Origin of the sequence: Luteibacter aegosomatis (genome assembly GCF_023078455.1) — a bacterium.
Classification (GTDB): domain Bacteria; phylum Pseudomonadota; class Gammaproteobacteria; order Xanthomonadales; family Rhodanobacteraceae; genus Luteibacter; species Luteibacter aegosomatis.
The window spans coordinates 4,280,242-4,299,406 of record NZ_CP095740.1 but is presented as its reverse complement, the minus strand read 5'-3'; the positions used below and the strand labels follow the sequence as shown (position 1 = coordinate 4,299,406).

Annotated in this window: 13 protein-coding genes; 9 read left to right on the top strand and 4 right to left on the bottom strand. The window is 66.7% G+C overall.

What is annotated here, in order from left to right; translation table 11 throughout:
- Positions 1-17 precede the first annotated feature (17 nt).
- From L2Y94_RS19320 to L2Y94_RS19290, 7 genes are all read left to right on the top strand, one after another.
- Entirely contained in the window at positions 18-800 is a 783-nt protein-coding gene (locus L2Y94_RS19320; RefSeq protein ID WP_247371225.1) for an SDR family oxidoreductase, read from the top strand.
- Positions 801-911: 111 nt separating this feature from the next.
- Complete coding sequence (locus L2Y94_RS19315) at positions 912-1,577, top strand: response regulator (RefSeq protein ID WP_247371223.1); 666 nt, start codon at positions 912-914, stop codon at positions 1,575-1,577.
- Entirely contained in the window at positions 1,574-2,992 is a 1,419-nt protein-coding gene (locus tag L2Y94_RS19310; protein WP_247371220.1) for a sensor histidine kinase, read from the top strand. The genes L2Y94_RS19315 and L2Y94_RS19310 overlap by 4 nt, the downstream gene beginning before the upstream one ends.
- A 186-nt stretch (positions 2,993-3,178) precedes the next feature.
- Positions 3,179-6,418 carry an efflux RND transporter permease subunit gene (locus L2Y94_RS19305; protein ID WP_247371218.1) on the top strand — a complete coding sequence of 1,080 codons (3,240 nt, stop codon included), beginning with the start codon at positions 3,179-3,181 and terminating at the stop codon, positions 6,416-6,418.
- Positions 6,408-7,595, top strand: a complete 1,188-nt coding sequence (locus L2Y94_RS19300) for an efflux RND transporter periplasmic adaptor subunit (RefSeq protein WP_247371216.1) — start codon at positions 6,408-6,410, stop codon at positions 7,593-7,595. The genes L2Y94_RS19305 and L2Y94_RS19300 overlap by 11 nt, the downstream gene beginning before the upstream one ends.
- Entirely contained in the window at positions 7,579-9,042 is a 1,464-nt protein-coding gene (locus L2Y94_RS19295) for an efflux transporter outer membrane subunit (RefSeq protein WP_247371213.1), read from the top strand. Before L2Y94_RS19300 ends, L2Y94_RS19295 begins: the two co-directional genes overlap by 17 nt.
- A gap of 79 nt (positions 9,043-9,121) precedes the next feature.
- Positions 9,122-9,640: a hypothetical protein gene (locus L2Y94_RS19290; protein WP_247371211.1), complete on the top strand. Its 519-nt coding sequence runs from the start codon at positions 9,122-9,124 to the stop codon at positions 9,638-9,640.
- A 70-nt stretch (positions 9,641-9,710) separates the two neighbouring features.
- Here the strand turns inward: L2Y94_RS19290 and L2Y94_RS19285 are convergent, their stop codons facing one another.
- Positions 9,711-11,282 (bottom strand): hypothetical protein, encoded by a 1,572-nt coding sequence (locus L2Y94_RS19285; protein ID WP_247371209.1) that lies wholly within the window; start codon positions 11,280-11,282, stop codon positions 9,711-9,713.
- Positions 11,283-11,580: 298 nt separating this feature from the next.
- Between L2Y94_RS19285 and L2Y94_RS19280 the strand changes: the two genes are divergently transcribed.
- The gene (locus L2Y94_RS19280; protein WP_247371207.1) at positions 11,581-12,807 is read left to right on the top strand and encodes an Hsp70 family protein; all 1,227 of its coding nucleotides are present in this window, start codon (positions 11,581-11,583) and stop codon (positions 12,805-12,807) included.
- Positions 12,808-12,979: 172 nt separating this feature from the next.
- Here the strand turns inward: L2Y94_RS19280 and L2Y94_RS19275 are convergent, their stop codons facing one another.
- Positions 12,980-13,588: a DUF4124 domain-containing protein gene (locus L2Y94_RS19275; RefSeq protein WP_247371205.1), complete on the bottom strand. Its 609-nt coding sequence runs from the start codon at positions 13,586-13,588 to the stop codon at positions 12,980-12,982.
- Between the two features lies 1 nt (position 13,589).
- Entirely contained in the window at positions 13,590-14,534 is a 945-nt protein-coding gene (locus tag L2Y94_RS19270) for a DegV family protein (protein ID WP_247371202.1), read from the bottom strand.
- A 166-nt stretch (positions 14,535-14,700) separates the two neighbouring features.
- Between L2Y94_RS19270 and L2Y94_RS19265 the strand changes: the two genes are divergently transcribed.
- Complete coding sequence (locus tag L2Y94_RS19265) at positions 14,701-15,504, top strand: AMP nucleosidase (RefSeq protein WP_247371201.1); 804 nt, start codon at positions 14,701-14,703, stop codon at positions 15,502-15,504.
- A gap of 261 nt (positions 15,505-15,765) precedes the next feature.
- Here the strand turns inward: L2Y94_RS19265 and L2Y94_RS19260 are convergent, their stop codons facing one another.
- Positions 15,766-18,885: a TonB-dependent receptor gene (locus L2Y94_RS19260; protein ID WP_247371199.1), complete on the bottom strand. Its 3,120-nt coding sequence runs from the start codon at positions 18,883-18,885 to the stop codon at positions 15,766-15,768.
- Positions 18,886-19,165: the final 280 nt, after the last annotated feature.

Here is a 19,165-nt window from a genome sequence, read left to right as displayed (position 1 = left end):
ATCATCCGGAGCCCCGCATGCATCCACGACTCACCCATTGGCGCCTCGACGGCCGCACCGCCCTGGTCACCGGCGCAAGCAAGGGCATCGGCTACGCCTGCGCCCGCGAACTGGCGGTGCTGGGCGCCGACGTGCTGCTCGTCGCCCGCGACGGCGATGCGCTGGAAGAGGTCTGCGAGTTGCTCGCCGAGGAATGCCCCGAGGTGGAGGTGATGGGCATGGCCGCCGACCTGACCGATGCGGAAGATCGCCTGGCCGTGTTCGACTGGGTCGCCGACCTCGACGTCGATCTCTCGCTGCTGGTGAACAACGTCGGCGGCAACGTGGTGAAGCCCACGCTCGACTACACGCCGGACGATTACCGGCAGATCTTCGAACTCAACGTGTTCTCGGCCTACGAGATGTGCCGCCTCGCCCATCCGCACCTCGTTCAGCACGCGAACGCGGCCATCGTGAACGTGGGCTCCGTGTCGGGCATCGTGCACGTGCGCACCGGTTCGCCCTATGGCATGACCAAGGCGGCCCTTCACCAGCTGACCCGTAACCTGGCCTGCGAATGGGCCGAGGACGGCATTCGCGTCAATGGCGTGGCGCCCTGGTACATCCGCACCCAGCGCAGCGAGCCCGCGCTGGCGGATGCCGAATACCTGGAAGAAGTGCTCGACCGCACGCCGATGGGGCGCATCGGCGAGCCGGAGGAGGTCGCCGGTGCCGTGGCCTTTCTCTGCCTGCCCGCTTCCGCATACGTCACCGGCGAGATCGTCGCCGTGGACGGCGGGTTCCTGCGTTACGGGTTCTGACGCGCGCCGGACCACCGGGCGCTAGACTCGGCCCACGCCCCACAAAAGGTTGGGAAAAGACTTCGCGGCGACCATCTTCGGCTTCCTGCCAGTCCATCCCCTCACCAGGTCATGCACATCCTATTGCTAGAAGACGATATCGAGCTGGGCGAGGCGATAAAACATGCCTTGGAGCACCAGTCGTATGCGGTCACCTGGCTTACCGACGGCCGGGTCGGCGGGGCCGCGCTGCCCGACGCGGGATTCGACCTGGTGCTGCTGGACCTGGGTCTTCCCGGCAAGGACGGCCTCGAACTCCTGCTGGATGCCCGGCGATCGGGCGTGAAGACCCCCATCCTGGTCATGACGGCCCGCGACGCCCCGGAAGCGCGGATCAAGGGCTTGGACCTGGGCGCCGACGACTACCTGGTCAAGCCCTTCCACCTGGGTGAACTGGCCGCGCGCATACGGTCCCTGACCCGGCGTGCGCAGGGCCTGGTCGACAACCGGGTGGAAGTGGGCGGCCTGGTGCTCGACCTGGCGACCACCGACGTGGAGTTCCGCGGCGAGCGCATTTCCCTGACCCGGCGCGAATTCGCGGTCCTTCGCATCCTCATGGAGCGGGCCGGACGGATCGTTCGCCGGGAGAGCCTGGAAGGATCGGTGTACGGCTTCGACACGGTCGTCGACCGCAACGCGATCGAAGTGCACGTCCACTGGCTGCGGCGAAAACTGAGCGCCGAGGTCATCCATACCGTGCGCGGCATCGGCTACATGATGCCCCGGGAACCCAAGTGAGATCCGATAGCCTCCGCACGCGGCTGACCTGGCTCATCATCGCCGTGCAGGTCGTGGTGCTGATCCCCCTGGGCGCCATCAGCTACCACCGCGAACGGCAGGAGATGGTCAAGCTCTTGGACGGACGCCTGGCCCAGGCCGGTCGCACGCTCGGCACCCTCATCGCTTACGGACATCGCGATTACACGGACGACGACGCCAAACGCGCCCTCGAGCTCGCGACGGACGCCCAGCGCGGCACCGTGGTCGTGGCCGTCCACCCGCGCAACTACGAACCGGAAGTGGGCTTTCAGGCTTACGATCCCCGCGGCACGTTGATCGCCGCCACGGCGAACCTCGCCGACCTGCCTCCTCCCGGGCATGGCGAACACGGCTTCAGCGATATCGAGCACAACGGCTCGCAGTGGCGGCTGTTCACGCTGACCAATCGCTTCAACCTGACCATCCGCATCGGCGAGCGCGCCGAGAACCGGTACGACATCACCCAGGGATTGATCCTCGAGCACGCGCTCCCGCTGCTGATCGGCCTGCCCCTGCTGGCGATCCTGGCGGGCCTCGCCGTCAAGCAAGGCCTTCGGCCGCTGGATGCCTTGACGCAGGTCCTCGCCGAACGCGCTCCGCGCAGCCGCAAGCCGGTATCGATCCAGCGATCGCCGGACGAGATCAAGCCGCTCATCGTCACGCTCAACCAGCAGCTCGAGCGGCTGGAAGACGCCCTCGAGCGCGAGCATCGCTTTGCCGGCGACGTCGCGCACGAGCTGCGCACGCCGCTCGCCGCCACGCTGATCCACCTGGAAAGCGCGCTCATCGCCGAAGACACGAGCGAAACGAAACTCATGCTGGAAAAAGCACGACGGAGCCTGGGACGGCTCGGCCGGCGCATCGAGCAGATCCTCGCCATCGCGCGGCTGGAGGCCGGCGCCGCCGTCGAGCAGCGCACCCCGATCGACCTCGTCGCGCTGGCGACCGAGGTGGTCGAAGAGCTCGCGCCGATCATCGCGGAAAAAGACATCTCCCTGAGCCTCTCCCACGACGAGCCGCGCATCGACGTCGCGGGGCACGAGGTGGCGTTGACGGCGATGTTCCGTAACCTCCTCGAAAACGCCCTTCGTCACACGCCCGAGCGGAGCCGCGTGGACATCGCCGTGCGGCAGGTGGACACCCAGGCCGTCGTCGATGTCTGCGACGATGGCCCCGGAATCCCCCCGGATCGGCGCAACGCGGCATTCCACCGGTTCCAGCGCGGCCTGGATACGAAGGAGCACGGCTACGGGCTCGGCCTGAGCATCGTGCAGCGCGCCGTCGAATTGCACGAAGGGACCATCGAGCTGCTCGAGGCGCCCACCGGGCAAGGGCTGCTGGTTCGCATCCGCCTCGAAGCGCTTGCCGCCCCAGTGATCGACGCCGACCGCTGACCCGCCCGGGTTGCTTCGCGGGACAAAAGATTCCCACAAGAATCGGTCGGAATAATGGCATTGGGCGATTCTGCCCGAGGCAAGCCGAGTGGCTCCACCGATGAAAGCGACCGCGTTCCATCGGCGCACCCGCAGGTCCGGGTGCGTCATCCAGTTGTCATCCCGGGCGGGTGCGAGGGCCCTCGCATGCTAGCGCTGGTCCGCATCGCCCTGTCGCGGCCCTATACGTTCATCGTACTGGCGCTGCTCATCCTGATCGTGGGCCCGATGGCCGCGATCAAGACGCCGACCGACATCTTTCCCAACATCGGCATCCCGGTCATCAGCGTCGTCTGGACGTACAACGGCCTTCCGCCGGACCAGATGTCCGGGCGCGTCATCTATTACTACGAGCGCCAGCTGACCACCTCGGTCAACGACATCGAGCACATCGAGTCGCAGTCGCTGCCCGGCGTGGGCATCGTCAAGATCTTCTTCCAGCCGGGCGTGGACATCCGCACCGCGACGGCGCAGGTGACGTCGATTTCGCAGACGGTGGTCAAGCAGATGCCGCCGGGCATCACCCCGCCGCTCATCCTGAACTACAACGCCTCGACCGTTCCGGTGCTGCAGATGGCGCTCTCCAGCTCCGTCCTCTCCGAGGCGACCATTCGCGACATCGCCCAGAACTTCATGCGTCCGACGCTCATCTCGGTGCCGGGCGTGGCGATCCCGACGCCCTACGGCGGCAAGCAGAAGCAGGTCACGCTCGACCTCAATCCAAGGGCGCTGGCCGCCAAGGGCTTGTCGGCGCAGGACGTGGGTAACGCGCTCGCCGCGCAGAACCAGATCATCCCGGTCGGCACGGCCAAGATCGGCACGTACGAATACCACGTCCAGCTCAACAACAGCCCGACGGCCATCGACGAGCTTAACAACCTGCCCATCAAGACGATCAACGGCGCCACCATCACCATCGGCGACGTGGCCCACGTACGCGACGGCGCGCCGCCGCAGAACAACGTCGTGCGCGTCGACGGCAAGCGCGCCGTGCTGATGCCCGCGCTGAAGAACGGCAACGCATCCACCCTGGACGTCGTCGCGGGCATCAAGAAACTCTTGCCGCTCATCGCGGAGACCCAGCCCAAGTCGCTCAAGATGCACCTGCTGAGCGACCAGTCGCTCTTCGTGAAGTCGGCCGTCGCCTCGGTGGCCCGCGAAGGCGTGATCGCCGCCGTGCTGACCTCGGTGATGATCCTCCTGTTCCTGGGCAGCTGGCGGTCGACGGTGATCATCGCGCTGTCCATTCCGCTGGCGATCCTCTCGGCCATCGCGTTGCTGGCGGTATTCGGACAGACGCTCAACGTCATGACGCTGGGCGGCCTGGCGCTCGCCGTCGGCATCCTGGTGGACGACGCGACGGTCACCATCGAGAACATCAACTGGCACCTGGAGCAGGGCAAGGACGTCATGAGCGCCATCATGGATGGTGCCAAGCAGATCGTGACGCCGGCCTTCGTATCGCTGCTGTGCATCTGCATCGTGTTCGTGCCGATGTTCATGCTCGACGGCATCGCCGGTTTCCTGTTCCGTCCCATGGCCCTGGCGGTGATCTTCGCCATGGTCTCGTCCTTCATCCTCTCGCGTACCCTGGTGCCGACGCTGGCGATGTTCCTGCTCAAGCCGCACACGACGGAACACGGCAAGGGAAACCATCCGGAAGACGCATTCCTCAACCATCATGAAGGCGACCAGCACGCTCCCAAGCGCCACCATGCCGTGGTGCGGGGCCTCATCGCCTTCCAGCTCGGCTTCGAGCACCGGTTCACCAAGGTGCGAGACACGTACTACGGGGTGCTCGGCGTGGCGTTGGCGAACCGGAAGCGCTTCGTCGTCGGCTTCCTCGGGTTCGTGCTCGTTTCCTTCGCGTTGCTGCCGGCGCTGGGCCGCGACTTCTTCCCCGATGTCGATTCCGATTCTTTGTCGATGCACGTTCGCGCCCCGATGGGCACGCGCGTGGAAGAAACCGCGGCGGAGTTCGATCACATCGAGCGAGCCATCCGCTCGGTCATCCCTCCGGCGGAACTGGACACGATCATCGACAACATCGGCCTTCCGCTGTCGGGCGTGAACCTGGTCTACAGCAGCAGCGGCACCATCGGCTCGCAGGACGGCGACATCCAGATCGTGCTCAAGGAAGGCCATCGCCCCGCCGCCGAGTTCATGAAGCGCCTTCGCGAAGTGCTGCCGAGGGAATTCCCCGGAACGCAGTTTTCGTTCCTGCCCTCGGACATGACCAGCCAGATCCTGAACTTCGGTTCGCCCTCGCCCCTGGACGTCTCGATCGCGGGACGCGACCGCAAGGCCAACGAGGCCTATGCCGAAGAGATCCTCAAGCAGTTGCGCAAGATCAAGGGCATCGTCGACGTTCGCCTCCAGCAAAGCTCCAGCTATCCGCAGCTCAACGTCAAGGTGGATCGCGTGCGAGCCGACGGCCTGGGCATCACCGAACGCGACGTGACCAACAGCATGGTGGCGTCGCTGGCGGGCAGCTCGCAGGTCGCGCCCGCGTTCTGGCTCAATCCGAAAAACGGCGTGTCCTACGCCATCGTGGCCGCCACGCCCCAGTACCTGATGGATTCGATGTCGGACCTGAAGGCCTTGCCGGTGACGTCCGCGGGCAACGGATCGACCCAGATCCTGGGCGGTATCGCCAGCTTCACGCGTGGCCCGAGCGACGCGGTGGTGTCCCACTACAACATCATGCCGTCGTACGACATCTACGCTTCCATCCAGGGGCGCGACCTGGGTGGCGTCGCCGCGGACGTGCAGCACGTGCTCGAGCAATTCGCGGCGAAGCGGCCGCCGGGTACGCTCGTCAGCCTGCACGGCCAGGTCGGCACGATGAACGAAGCCTTCAGCGGCCTGTTGTTCGGCCTGGTCGGCGCGGTGGTGCTGATCTATCTGCTCATCGTGGTGAACTTCCAGTCGTGGCTGGATCCGTTCGTCATCATCACCGCGCTGCCGGCGGCGCTCGCGGGCATCGTCTGGATGCTGTTCCTGACGCATACCAGCCTGTCGGTACCCGCGCTCACCGGCGCGATCATGTGCATGGGCGTGGCCACGGCCAACTCCATCCTGGTGGTGAGCTTCTGCCGCGAACGGCTCGCCGAACACGGCGACGCCTTCAAGGCGGCTCTCGAAGCGGGCTTCACCCGCTTCCGCCCGGTCTGCATGACGGCCCTGGCCATGATCATCGGCATGCTTCCCATGGCGCTGACCCAGGAGCAGAACTCGCCGCTCGGTCGCGCGGTGATCGGCGGACTGCTTTTCGCCACCTTCGCCACCCTCCTGTTCGTGCCGGTCATCTTCGCCATCGTCCATGGCCGTACCGCGCCCGCTCCCTCTGAAGATCGCCTGATCGGAAATCCCTCCCATGTCGCATGAAGCATCCGCACCTACCCTGGGGCGCCCGCCCCGTGTTCGTCTGGCCCTGGCCGTCGGCATCGCGCTGGCATCCATCGGCGTCATCGCGGGCCTTTCCCTGCGCGCCGTCGAGTCGCACGACCTGGGCACGTGGACCGAAGCGCAACTGACGCCGAGCGTCCAGGTGATTTCGGCCTCCGCGTTGAGCAGCACGCAGGGGCTCACGCTGCCCGGCCATCTCGACGCGTGGATCGCCACGCCCATCCATGCGCGCGTCGGCGGTTACCTGAAGCAGTGGAACGTCGACATCGGCCAGAAGGTCAAGGCGGGCCAGGTGCTGGCGCTCATCGACACGCCCGAGCTCGACCAGCAGTTCGAGCAGGCGAAGGCCGAACTGGTCCGCGCCCAGGCCAACGTGCGCCTGGCGGACATCACGGCCAAGCGCTGGCAGAACCTGCTGGATTCGCACTCGGTCTCCAAGCAGGAGGCGGACGAGAAGGCCAGCGAGGCGGAGACGGCGCGGGCCAACGTCCTGGGCGCCCAGGCCGACGTGGACCGGCTCGCCGCGCTGGAATCCTTCAAGCGCATCGTCGCGCCGTTCGACGGCACGGTGACGGCACGCAATACCGACATCGGCGACCTCATCACCGCCAACAACGACGGCGGCGATCCCCTTTTCTCCATCGCCGACACGAGCCGCATGCGGCTGTACACCCAGGTGCCGCAGGGCTATGCATCGAGCATCGTGCAGGGCATGAAGGTGAAGTTGCTCGTTTTGGGCCATGGCGGCGAGACGGTGGATGCCACGCTCATCGGCACGTCGCGTGCGATCAACCGCGCTTCGGGCACCCTGCTCGCCCAGTTCGAGGTGGAGAACCCGCACCAGGACCTGCTGCCGGGCGACTTCGCGGAGGTGCAACTGGCCACCCACGCGCCCGGCAATACCGTGACCGTGCCGGCCACGACCTTGCTCTTCCGCGCCGCGGGGCCGCAGATCGCGGTGCTGGGCAAGGACAACCGCGTGGTGCTGCGTGACGTGCACATCGCGATGGACCTGGGCGACAAGCTCGAAATCGACCAGGGCCTGCAGCCCAACGATCGCATCATCGACCACCCGACCGATTCGCTGGCCCAGGGCGACCTGGTACGCCTCGCCACGCCGCAGCCGGAAGAGGGCGACCATGCCAAGCGTGCCTAAATCCATCGTCCTCGCGCTGGGCGCGGCGATGACGCTGGCCCTGGGCGGTTGCTCGCTGGCACCGGCCTACGTCAAGCCCACCGTGGCCCCCGTGCCCGACGCGTACAAGGGCGCGGCGCATCCGGAAGGCTGGACGGTGGCGGAGCCCAAGGACACCGAAGCGCGTGCGCCGTGGTGGAAGATCTACAGCGATCCGACGCTCGATTCGCTGGAAGCGAAACTCAACGCCAACAATCCGGACATCGCCGTGGCGCTGGCGCGCCGTGACGAGGCCCAGGCGTTGTTGCAGCAACTCGGGGCCCAGCAGTCGCCTCAGGTCGGCGTCTCCGCCAGCCCGACGAACGATCGCCAGTCGGACCACCGCCCGTTGCGCGGTTCGAACCAGCCGAACGAATACGACACGCGCACGGTAGGCATCGTGGCGGATTACGAGCTGGACCTGTGGGGCCGCATCCGCAACGAGGTCGCCGAGGGCCGCGCCTTGGGCCAGGCGGCCGAGGCCGACCTGGCCTCCGCCCAGCTGAGCCTCCAGGCGCAGCTGGCGGATACCTATATCGCCTTGCGCAGCATCGACGTCGAAACGCGGATCGTGCAGGACTCCCTGGATGCGTTCGGACAGGGACGAACGATCACCCAGAAGCGGATGGACGGCGGCGTCTCGTCCGGGCTCGACGTAGCCCGCGCCAACGCGCAATACGCCGACGCCCAGGCGCAGGCCACGGAACTGCGCGTGCAGCGCGCGCTGGCCGAACATGCCATCGCGACCCTGATCGGCGAACCCGCCTCGAGCTTTTCGCTGCCGGCGAAAACCACGGCGATGACGCTCCCGGCGATACCGCTCGGCGTGCCGTCCGAGCTGCTAGAGCGCCGCCCGGACATCGCGGCCGCCGAGCGTCGCGTCTTCGCCGCCAACGCGGGCATCGGCGTGGCGCGCGCGGCGTTCTTCCCCACCCTGAGCCTGAGCGCCGCGTTCGGCTGGCAGGACGTCGGGCATGGAAGCCTGCTGGCCGCCAGCAACCAGTTCTGGAGCCTCGGTCCCGCCGCCGCGCTGAACCTCTTCGACGGCGGACTGCGTCGCGGTCGCGAAGCGCAGGCCAAGGCCGAATTCGCCGCCGCGTCCGGGCAATACCGGGCCGTCGTCCTGAAAGCCTTCCAGCAGGTCGAAGACAACCTGTCGCTGATCCAGGAGCTCGGTCGGGAGGGCCAGCAGGAGATGGCGGCGGCGGACGCCGGCAAGCAGTCGCAGACGCTGGCCACCCATCGCTACAACGAGGGCGTGGTGAGCTACCTCGAAGTGGTGACCGCCCAGACGGCCGCCCTCCAGGCCGAGCGCACGGCGGAGCAGGTACGCACGCGCCAGCTCCAGGCGAGCGTGGACCTGATCCGGGCGCTGGGCGGCGGGTGGCAGGGCAAGGATGCGGATTCGTCGGACGTCAGCGAGCGATGAGCGGCCGCGTCGACACGTGCGTGCTTCGGACGCGGTACCTGTGTTTTCCGGATACATCCCCACTTTCCAGGAGTTCGCCATGAACCTTCGGAACATCCGTCCCGTGGCATGCGCGCTGGCGCTGACCGGCGCGGTGAGCGGCTGCGCCACGCACGTCCAGACGATGACGGCTCGCGCATCGGACACGTACTACCGATGGAACGACCGCATGGACGACATGCCGTTCGTGTTCCATTTCCCGGAAGGCGGGGTCGAGGTCTTCGACAGCCGTGGCGCGCCCTGGGCCGCCTCGGCCGATGCGGTGGAGGCCGGTCATGGCCGGCGGGTGGAAATCTTCCTGGGCCGCTTCGCGGGCCCGGGGACCTCGATGTGCGGCGGCTCGCCGACCCTGGCGACGATGAGCGCCGACGACCGCGGCAAGGGCGCCGGCAACGTCGTCGCGGCGCTGTGCGATCAGCAGCGGACGGTGGTCTCCTACATCGATCGCGCGAAGCCCCGGGTGCTCGACGAGCACCCGCGTTATCTGTCCACCGCGCGCTATCTGCTCCTGCAGGGATTGTGGGGCGCGACCACCGAAGACACCGACCCTTACTCGTGACCGCCGCCACGAAAAAAGGCGGCGGGACATGCCCGCCGCCTCGAACCATCCTTGAACCGGGCTTGCCCGATCAGAACGGGTAGTAGCGGAAGCTGGTGAACACCATGTCTTCCTTCGCCTTCGGCGAGCCACCCACGCCTTCGAACGCTTCACGCACGGTGTGCGAGTACTGCGCACCGAACTGGGCCTTGCCGAACTTGCCCTGGTAGAACTTCCACCAGAAGCCCAGCGTGCCGTTCCAGAGCTGTCGCGTATTGCCCACGCACGAGCCGCCTTCGATGTCGCAACCGGCGTTGTTGTACGCCTTGTTGCCGTAGCCGAGGGCCACGCCGTTGTAGGTGTAATCTTCCTTCTGCTCGCGCTCGCGACCGCCGAAGGCGTAGATGTCCAGGTCCGGCGAGGTGTGCCAGGTCAGGCCGGCCAGCAGCATGTTTTCCTTGATCGGCGCGATCTCGCCGTTCGGCTTGAAGGTCACGTCCGGCAGCTGGGCCGAACCGTAGCGTCCGATGCCGCGACCCTGCATGCCCGAGAACTGGAAGTCGAGCACCTTGTCGACCAGCGGGAGCAGCATGCCCACGCCGAAGCCGCCGCCGTAGACGTTATGGTTGCTGGCGCCGGTGCCCGAGTTGTAGCGGTTGTAGAACGCACGGCCCAGGCCGAAGATTTCGTAGTGACCGAAGCCCGGATCCGCGGCGAACTTCACGATCACGTCCGGGATGTGGTTCAGCGACAGCGTGTTGGCCGAGTCGTAACCGGAGCCGGCCGGCGTGTTGTAGATCGACTGGACCGGTGCCTTGGCCTGGTTGGGGCTCACGTAGAACGTGGTCTGCGGATTCTCCAGCGAGATGCCGAGCCAGTACTGCTTGCCGAAGTCCTTGACCAGGCGGATCTGCGTCTGACGGGCCCAGGAGAAGCCCGGGAGGTACTGCGCGTCGATCTGCGGCGGGGCAGCCTCGGTGCGCGGGGTGATGCCCTTGCTGTTGAGCGTCAGCAGCGACCAGTTCTGGCCGGCGAGCAGGTGCAGGCCCGGGTTGTCCCAGTCGACGGTCATGTAGACGTTACGCTCGCGCGGGTTGAACGAGTTGGACTCGTTCTGGTTCGCCGTCTGCGCGCCGCCGAGGAAGTCGGCCTCGATGTAGCCGGCCACGTGCGTGTTGGGGTCGATGTCGCCCTGGGCCAGCAGCGAGACACGGCTCTGGCGAGCGCTGAAGCGGCTCTCGGCGGTGTGGCCGGTGGGCGAGTTCTTGAACGGGATCGCGTTGAAGTTCGAAGCGACGTCCGCACCCTCGCCGTGGGTGCGGTAGATCGTCTCGGCCGCGAGGAAGCCGCCGAGCGTGAGGTTGACGCCCTTGTAGCTGAGCTTGTCGGAGGACTTCTTGGCGGCGGCCACGGCGTCGGAGGCGGTGACCTGGACCTCGTTGACGGTCTTGGCGGTCTCGACCTGCGCGTCGGCCTGGGCCTCCTGCTTGCTCTCCAGTTCGGCCACCTTGGCCTGCAAGGCGGCGAGCTGCGCCTGGAGCTGCTGAAGCGTCGCGGCGTCGACCGTGACCTTCGCCGGCTGGGTCTTCGTAGCGGCCATGGCCGTGAAACTCGCCACGCCCAGACCTGCGGCAATGGCCGCCGTGAGCAACTTGGAACGCATGAAATGTCTCCGCTGAGTTTGGTGGTGTGGTCCCCTGTGCCCCATTTTGAGCATTTCGTGTACGAAATTACTCAAAAGTGGACCCTTGCCGCGAAGGATGCGTGAACTGGTTTGCGCTCCCATGACTCATTTGTTTCAGCGACATGACAACGTCATATGACAGTTTCCCCGGGGGACCGGGGTCCAGGGGCATCGGCGGGCCACCGTTAACGTGGTGAAGCCAACACGTCATAATAGACGGTTGGGTGACGACGACCCGGTCCCGTGTGCCCCGAAGCCCCTGGTTGAGAAAGACAGCATGAACATCGGTATCGATTTCGGCACGAGCTATTCCGCCGCCGCGACCTTCGTCGACGGCGTGCTCACGCCGATCCGCTTCGGTGAGGCCAAACAGTTCCGCAGCGCGGTGTTCTTTCCCGAGGTGGTGCCCGATCCGGCCGAGGTGCGTCGCCGGGCCGAGCGCGCGGCGGCCACGGTGGAGAGCTTCAGCGAGGCACTGTTCGGCGACGAGGCCGTGGAGGCCTACCTCGAATACGGCGACGGCAACCTCATCGAATCGCCGAAGTCGATGTTCGGCTACCGGATGGACCCCCAGGTGCGCAAGGTCATCGTGCACATCGCCACCTATATCCTCGAGCACATCCGTCTGGCGGCCAGCGACCAGCTCGGCGCGGCGGTGCGCACGGCGGTCATCGGCCGCCCGGTGCACTTCCGCAGTTCGATGGGGGAGAAGGGGTCGCAGCAGGCGGTGGAGATCATCCGCGAAGCGGCGGCGGTCGCCGGTTTCGAAAGCGTGTCGTTCCTGGAAGAACCCGCCGCCGCGGCCATGCATTACCACAAGCAGCTGAAGACGCGGCAGACCGCGCTCATCGTCGACATCGGCGGCGGCACCACCGACGTGGCCTTCGCCGAGCTTGGTGGCGACGAGATGCCGCGCATCCTGCGTACCTGGGGCCTGGCCAAGGGCGGTACCGACCTCGACGTGAACCTCAGCATGCAGAGCTTCATGCCGCTGATGGGCAACAACGCCACGCGCGTTCCCGTGCATCACTTCGTCGAAGCGGCCAGCGTGCAGAACCTGCCCAAGCAGCGCGAGTTTCGCAAGCAGGATTACCGATTCGTCGACGAGCCCTGGCGGTCGCGGCTGCGGGCCTTGCAGCAGCCCGGTGCCACCACGCGACTGAACCAGACCGCCGAACGCAGCAAGATCGACCTCACGAGCCGCGACGCCACCGATGCCGACCTCGGTTTTCTCGAAAGCGGCCTCGGCGCACGGGTGACGCACAGCGACCTCGACCAGGCCGCGGAGCCGTTCATCGAACGCATGCGGCGATTGCTCGACGAAGTGCGCGGCGAATGGCCGGGCGTGCCTGCGAGCGTCTTCCTCACCGGCGGCACGTCACGCTCGCCCATCGTCAAGGCGGCGGTGCGGGCGAGTTTCGCCGAGATTCCGATGGTGGAGGGCGATCCGTCGCTGGGCGTGGTGTCGGGGTTGGCCGTGGCGGCGGTCGAGGCGACGGGATGAAAAGCCGCATCACCGCCTCGCGATGACCGGAGTCAAGGCGCTGGGTTCCTGCCTTCGCAGGAACGACGAGCTACGAGATTCAACGCGACCTGCAAAACCACCTCACGTCTTTCCTGCGAAGGCAGGAACCCAGCGCCTTGCGCTAGAGCGAGCGACAACGCCGCATCGGCTCTCACCGGCAGGACTGCAACTGCCCCCGCAACCGCGCATCCTTCGCATCCAGCGGTCCGCGCTCGCTCTTGAACGCGTTGCGGATCGCCCTTTGGTTTGCCTCGGCTTCATCGCGCAAGGCCTCGCACGTTTCCGCGGCACTCAGTTCCCGGCAGGTGTCCTGCACCCACACGTAGTGGCCCCTCGTCGCCGAGGCGAAATCCACGCCGCGCGTCAGCTCCGGCGCCGAGGCCGCCGGCACGTTCGCGGACAACGGCCCGGTCGCGGCACCGAGCACCCCGAACGGCGCAAGGTAGGGCTGGGGATTGCCGTTGTCGCTGGTATACGGCTTGCCGTCGGTGGCGCGCACGCAGGCGAACAGGCGAGGCAGTGGTGCCACCACCGGTGGGGGCGCGGGGATGGCGGTCGCTTCCTCGCGCGTCGGCGGCGCCGCGGCCACCGGCGGTGCGACCGAGGGCGCGGCATCCTGAAGCCGGATCACTTGCTGGGCCTGGTGCGTGGCGCAGGGAGCCTGCTGATAGGTGACCTGCCCGTTCGCCTGGCACTTGTAGACCGTCTCGGCCGCCGCCGGCGCCGCCAGGAGCAGCCACGGGACGACGGCCAGCCGCATGTCAGAACGATGCGGTGTGGTCTTCGGACGCGAGGCCCAGGGTCAGCGCCCCCTCGCCCGCGTTGACCATGCCGGTGATGCCCATGGGGCTCTCCAGCATGTCCACGCCCGCGTCGGCGCAGGCGCGCACGAGCGCGTCGTAGCCGGGCAGGTTGCGCATCACGTCGAGGTCGCCGCCGTAGCTGAGCGACAGCGACGGCACGAGCAGGCCGGCCTGTACGCGCCGGGCGGCGTAATCGAACAGCGACTGCGCGCCCTGTTCGAAACCGCGCACCTTGCCCACCGGCCCCGTCTCGCCACGATGGGCGCGCAGGATCGGCTTGATGTCGAGCGCGGTGCCGAGCATCGAGCTGAACAGGCTCACGCTGCGGTCGCCCTTGCTGCGCGCACGGGAGCGCAGGTAGTTGAGGTCGCGGGGCAGCATGTAGCCGTAGCTGCAATCGGCCACGTGGGCCGCGCGCTCCCGCACTTCGGCCGGCGAACGGCCTTCGCGGATCATCCGCACCGTTTCCGCCACGACGGGGGCCGAGCCGGCGAAGATGTTTCGCGTGTCCACCACCCGCATGAGGAAGGGGCCGGTCCGTCCCGCGGCTTCCCGGATGGGCCGGTAGTTCTTCAGGATGGCGAAGCTGGCCTTGATGACGTTGTCGTGGATGGGGCTGCGCGTGGCCATGATGGTGAGGCAGACCACGCAGTCGTATTCGCCGACCATCCGCTCGAGGAACAGTCGCTGCACGTCCTCGACCGAGCTGGGTTCGGTTTCCGCCGAATGGCTGCGGCCGCCCAGGTTCCGTTCGATGAAGCGGGCGATTTCCGCCGGCGCGCGGTCGTCGACGAACCGCTGTCCGTCCACGTTGACCGCGATCGGCAGCACCGTGATGCCGTTCGCTTCGATGAATGCCTGCGGCACGTCGCATGCCGCGTCGATCGCCAAGCCGATCCGCATCGGCACCACCCCCGTGGATAGCGTCCGCGACGCCCTTCGACCCGGATGCTACACTCGCACGAATAAATTGGCACCTCGCCGGCGTGGCGTCGCCGGTAACCGTGCCGTCGGCCGCCCCGTCCCAGGCGACGATCCGGCCGCCGGCGCACGCGCGATCCGGATTCCCATGAAAACCAAGCAAGAGATCGTCTCCAACTGGCTGCCGCGCTATACCGGCACGCCCCTGGAGGCTTTCGGCCAGCACATCCTGCTGACCAACTTCGGCCACTACGTCGAGCGATTCGCCCAGGAGAACGGCGTGGAGGTCCGCGGCCGGGACCGGCCCATGCCCAACGCCACGGCCGATGGCATCACGCTGATCAACTTCGGCATGGGCAGCCCCAATGCCGCCACGGTGATGGACCTGCTCAGCGTCATCGAGCCCAAGGCGGTGCTGTTCCTCGGCAAGTGCGGCGGCCTGAAGCGGAAGAACGCCATCGGCGACCTCATCCTGCCGATCGCCGCCATCCGGGGCGAGGGCACCTCCAACGACTACCTGCTGCCCGAGGTGCCCGCGCTGCCCGCGTTCCAGTTGCAACGCGCCGTCTCCACGATGATCCGCGACCTCGGCCACGACTACTGGACCGGCACGGTGTACACCACCAACCGGCGCGTCTGGGAGCACGACGAGGCGTTCAAGGAGTACCTGCGCCGCACGCGCAGCATGGCCATCGACATGGAAACGGCCACGGTGTTCGCTGCGGGCTTCGCCAACCATATTCCCTGCGGTGCGCTGCTGCTGGTGTCCGACCAGCCGATGATCCCCGAAGGCGTGAAGACCGAATCCAGCGATGCGGTGGTCACGGCGAATTTCGTCGAGCGGCACATCCGGATCGGCGTGGAGGCGCTGAAGCTGGTGCGCCGGCACGGGCGCAGCGTGAAGCACCTGCGTTTCGCGGACGATGCGGAGGGGGACGCTTCGGTGCTCTGAAGAACCCATGCGGCGGCGGAAGGCGCTGGGTTCCTGCCTGCGCAGGAACGACGAGCTACAAGATCCAACGCGATCAGCAAAACCACCTCACGTCGTTCCTGCGCAGGCAGGAACCCAGCGTCTCACGCTCGTGCTAGCGACGACGCCACATCGGTTTCGCGTAGACAAAAAAAGCCGCCCGTGGGAGCGGGCGGCGATCTGGGGAGTATCGCTGGAGTAGCGCGCCGAACGACGCGCTCCCCGGTCTTCTTGTGAAACGGTTCAGAGCGAGAAGTCGTACTCGGCCGACAACTGCACGTAACGCGGCGTCTGGAAGCCGGTCGGGATCTTGTACGTGCTGTCCGACAGCGAGGCACCACTACCGTCTTCGCCCACTTCGTTGATCGTCGTGGTGTGCTGCTTGTTGAAGATGTTGAAGACGTTCGCCGACACCGTCAGGCCCTTCGCCCAGGCGGGCTTGTAGGACGTGTTCAGGTCGATGTTCCAGTAGCTCGGCGTGCGGCCGACCGAACCGCGCTGCACGACCATCCCGTCGCAGTACAGGTAGGCGCCCGCGCCGTAGCCGCCATCGACCTGGCCGTCGATCGGGTTGAGGCCGTAGCAGTTCTCCGGGCGACCGGTCTGGAACACGCCGTTGGCGCCCACCATCCACTCGTCGTTGATCTGCCATGCGCCATAGATCTTGAACGTATGCTTGCGGTCGTTGGGCAGGTAGCCGTTGGTGCCCGCCATGATCTCGGGATAGTCGAACAGCTCGGTCGTGCCCGTATCGGCCTGGCCGTTGCTCGAGTCGACGCCACCCTCGGAATTGCCACGCAGGTGCGACCACACGTACGAGGCCTTGAGGTACCAGGTGTTGTCGAAGTTGCGTTCGGCGGTGAGCTGGAGGGCCTCGTAGGCGCGTTTGTACTTCGGCTCGCCCACGTCGGCACCCGACAGGTTGATGTCGTACAGCGTGCCCGTGGCATCCACCGGCGTGCGCAGCGTGACCTTGCTGCCCGGGTTGAAGATGTAGCAACCGGGCACGTTCGAGTCGGCCGGCGTCAGGCTGTCGGTGTCGAGGTTGAGGCCGTAGTGTGCGTTGGCGTACTTGGCGATCGGGCGGAAATCGCACGAGTCGTCGATGCCGGTGAGGATCCGGCGGTAGATCGCTTTCACGCCGAGCGTCCAGTCGGCCACCTGCTGCTGGGCGCCGAGGATGAACTCACGCTGCTTGAACGGCTTGAGGTCCTTGGTGGCCACGGCACCGGGATTGGGAACGACGCCCGCTTCGCCGTTGACGAAGACCGGGTCGGCGCGCGACGGGAAGGCCGCGGCGTAGCCCGGCGGCAACGGACCGAGGCCGATCGGTGCGCCGGTGCGCGGGTCGGTGCCCGTGTAGCTGAAGTACTGGCTCGTGTACAGCGAGGCCGAGGCGCCGCGGAGGGCCACGTTGCCGTCCAGCGGCAGCGAGTAGTCGCCGGCGCTGCCGTAGATCTTCAGCGTCGAGTCGCCGTGCACGTCCCACGAGAAGCCCAGGCGCGGCTGCCAGCTGTGCACCTGCTTGACGTAGGTCTGGCCGAGGCCGTTGGTGTTCTCGAAGCCGTCGTTGCGCACGCCGATGCGCGCCATGAAGTTGTCGGTGACGTGCCACTCGTCCTGCAGGTAGTACGACTTCTGCGTGATCCCCACGTCGGCGCCGGTGGCGAAGATCGTCCGCTGCACGACGTTGTCCGATGGCGCCGTGGTCGGGGCGTAGCCGAGGATGCTCTGCGGGATCGACATGTAGGTGTAGACCGCACCGCCCTCATCGACCGTGCCGGTCGACGTGGCGAAATGATCCCGCGCCCAACCCGCCTTCAGGTCGTGATCGCCCAGGTGGTATTCGAAGTCGATGCGACCGGCGTTGCGCTTGTCTTCGCCGTCGACCGTGTTGAGCGAGCCCGCGAAGCCGCAGTGCGCCAGGGCCGGGGCGTTGCCGCTGGTCACGGGCGTGCGGCTGTCGGTGATGCCCGGGCAACCCGGCGAGTTGGCGGCATCGAAGATGTTGCCGTCATACGTTTCGACGATGCCGTTGGCGGCGGTGGCGAAGTTCGTGCGGCGGTTTTTGTTCTTGCCGTACTGCGCGGTGATCGTGAAGTCGTCGGTGACGTAGCTGGTGTACTTCAGGATATTGGTCATGCCGCCGGTCTTGTCGTAGACCTGGCCGAGGTAATCGCCCCGCTGCGGCTGGTTGTTGTCGTCGTACGAGTAGCCGTAGAGGCGCTGCGACTCGGTCTGCGTGTCGCTGAAGCCGGTGTACTCGAGGATGTTGCTTTCGTTGATGTTCCAGTCGAGCTTGACCAGGTAGGTCGGCGCCTTGAATGTGGTGCGGTCGTAGTTGCCCGAGCCGTCGGCGGGGCCGTAGAACGAATCGCTGGTGCGCGTGCCGCCGACGAGGGCGAACATGAACAGCTTGTCCTTGATCAGCGGGCCGCCGAGCCAGGCGTTCCAGCGCTGGCCGAAGTCAGTCGCGCCGCCGCTGTTGTTGTTGCCGATCAGGAAGTTGTCGTTATGGCGGTCGTTGCGGTACAGCGTGCCGTTGTTGAGATAGACGTTCGGCTGGTGCGCCTGGAGCTGGTAGGGGTTCCAGGTGTAGTCGACGCCGCCCTTCCACTCGTTGGTACCGCGCTTGGTGTTGACCGAGATCACGCCGCCGGTCGAGTTGCCGTACTGCGCGTCGTAGCCGCCGTCCTGCACTTCCTGCGAGTCGATCGCTTCGAACGGCACCTGCGAGTAGCGCAGGCCCTGGAAGAAGTTGGTCAGGTTGAAGCCGTTCACGTAGTAACTGTTTTCGGCCACCGAGGCGCCGCTGAACGAGGCGAGGTTGCCGAACGCGGCGTCGCCGCGCGTGGCGCCCGGCGCGAGCAGGGCGACCGCGGTCTGGTTGCGCGCGATCGGCAGCGCCTTGATCTGGTCGGAGGTCAGCACGGTGGTCGTCTGCGCCGAGGCCACGTCGATCGGGGGCAGCGCGTTGGCGCGCACCGACACGGTGCCGAGATCCTGTGCGCTGGCGGCGGAGGCGCCGGCAGCGGCGGTGGCGAGGTTCAGGTTGAAGCCCTGGCCGGCGACGACCTGCACCTCGCGGGTTTGCGTCTGGCCGTCCGCACCGGAGGTCACCTTATAGGTGCCGGGCGGTAGCGACACGATGTTGAAGCGGCCGTCGCTGCCGACGGTGGCCGAACGGCTCACGCCGTTGCCGGTGTTGGTGGCCGTGACGGTGGCACCGGGCTGGGCGGTGCCGAACACGCTGCCGGCGGTGCTCTGCGCCAGCGCCTGGCCGGACACGATGCCCAGTCCGATCGCGATGGCGAAGGCAAGCGAACGCCGTGCGGCGCTCCGATACGAATAACGCGAATCCATGATGGTCTCCCCGGCCAATGGCCAAATGATGCAAGGCGCCGCGCGTGCCTTGGCGAGGTGCGCGACAGTGGTTCTGGTTTGGCCGTCCGAAGCCCCCTAGCGGCGTCGGCGCTCCGAGCGAGCCGCCGCGTGTGTCGATTAACGAAATCGAAACATGCAAGCGGAAACTACGCGTAGTCCCCGCGAGGGCTCAATGCGTGGATGATGAACGGAATACCTTGCGGGGATTGCGGTGTGGTCCATCGCATGGGTGGATCGCCGCATGAAGGTGCGAAGTGCC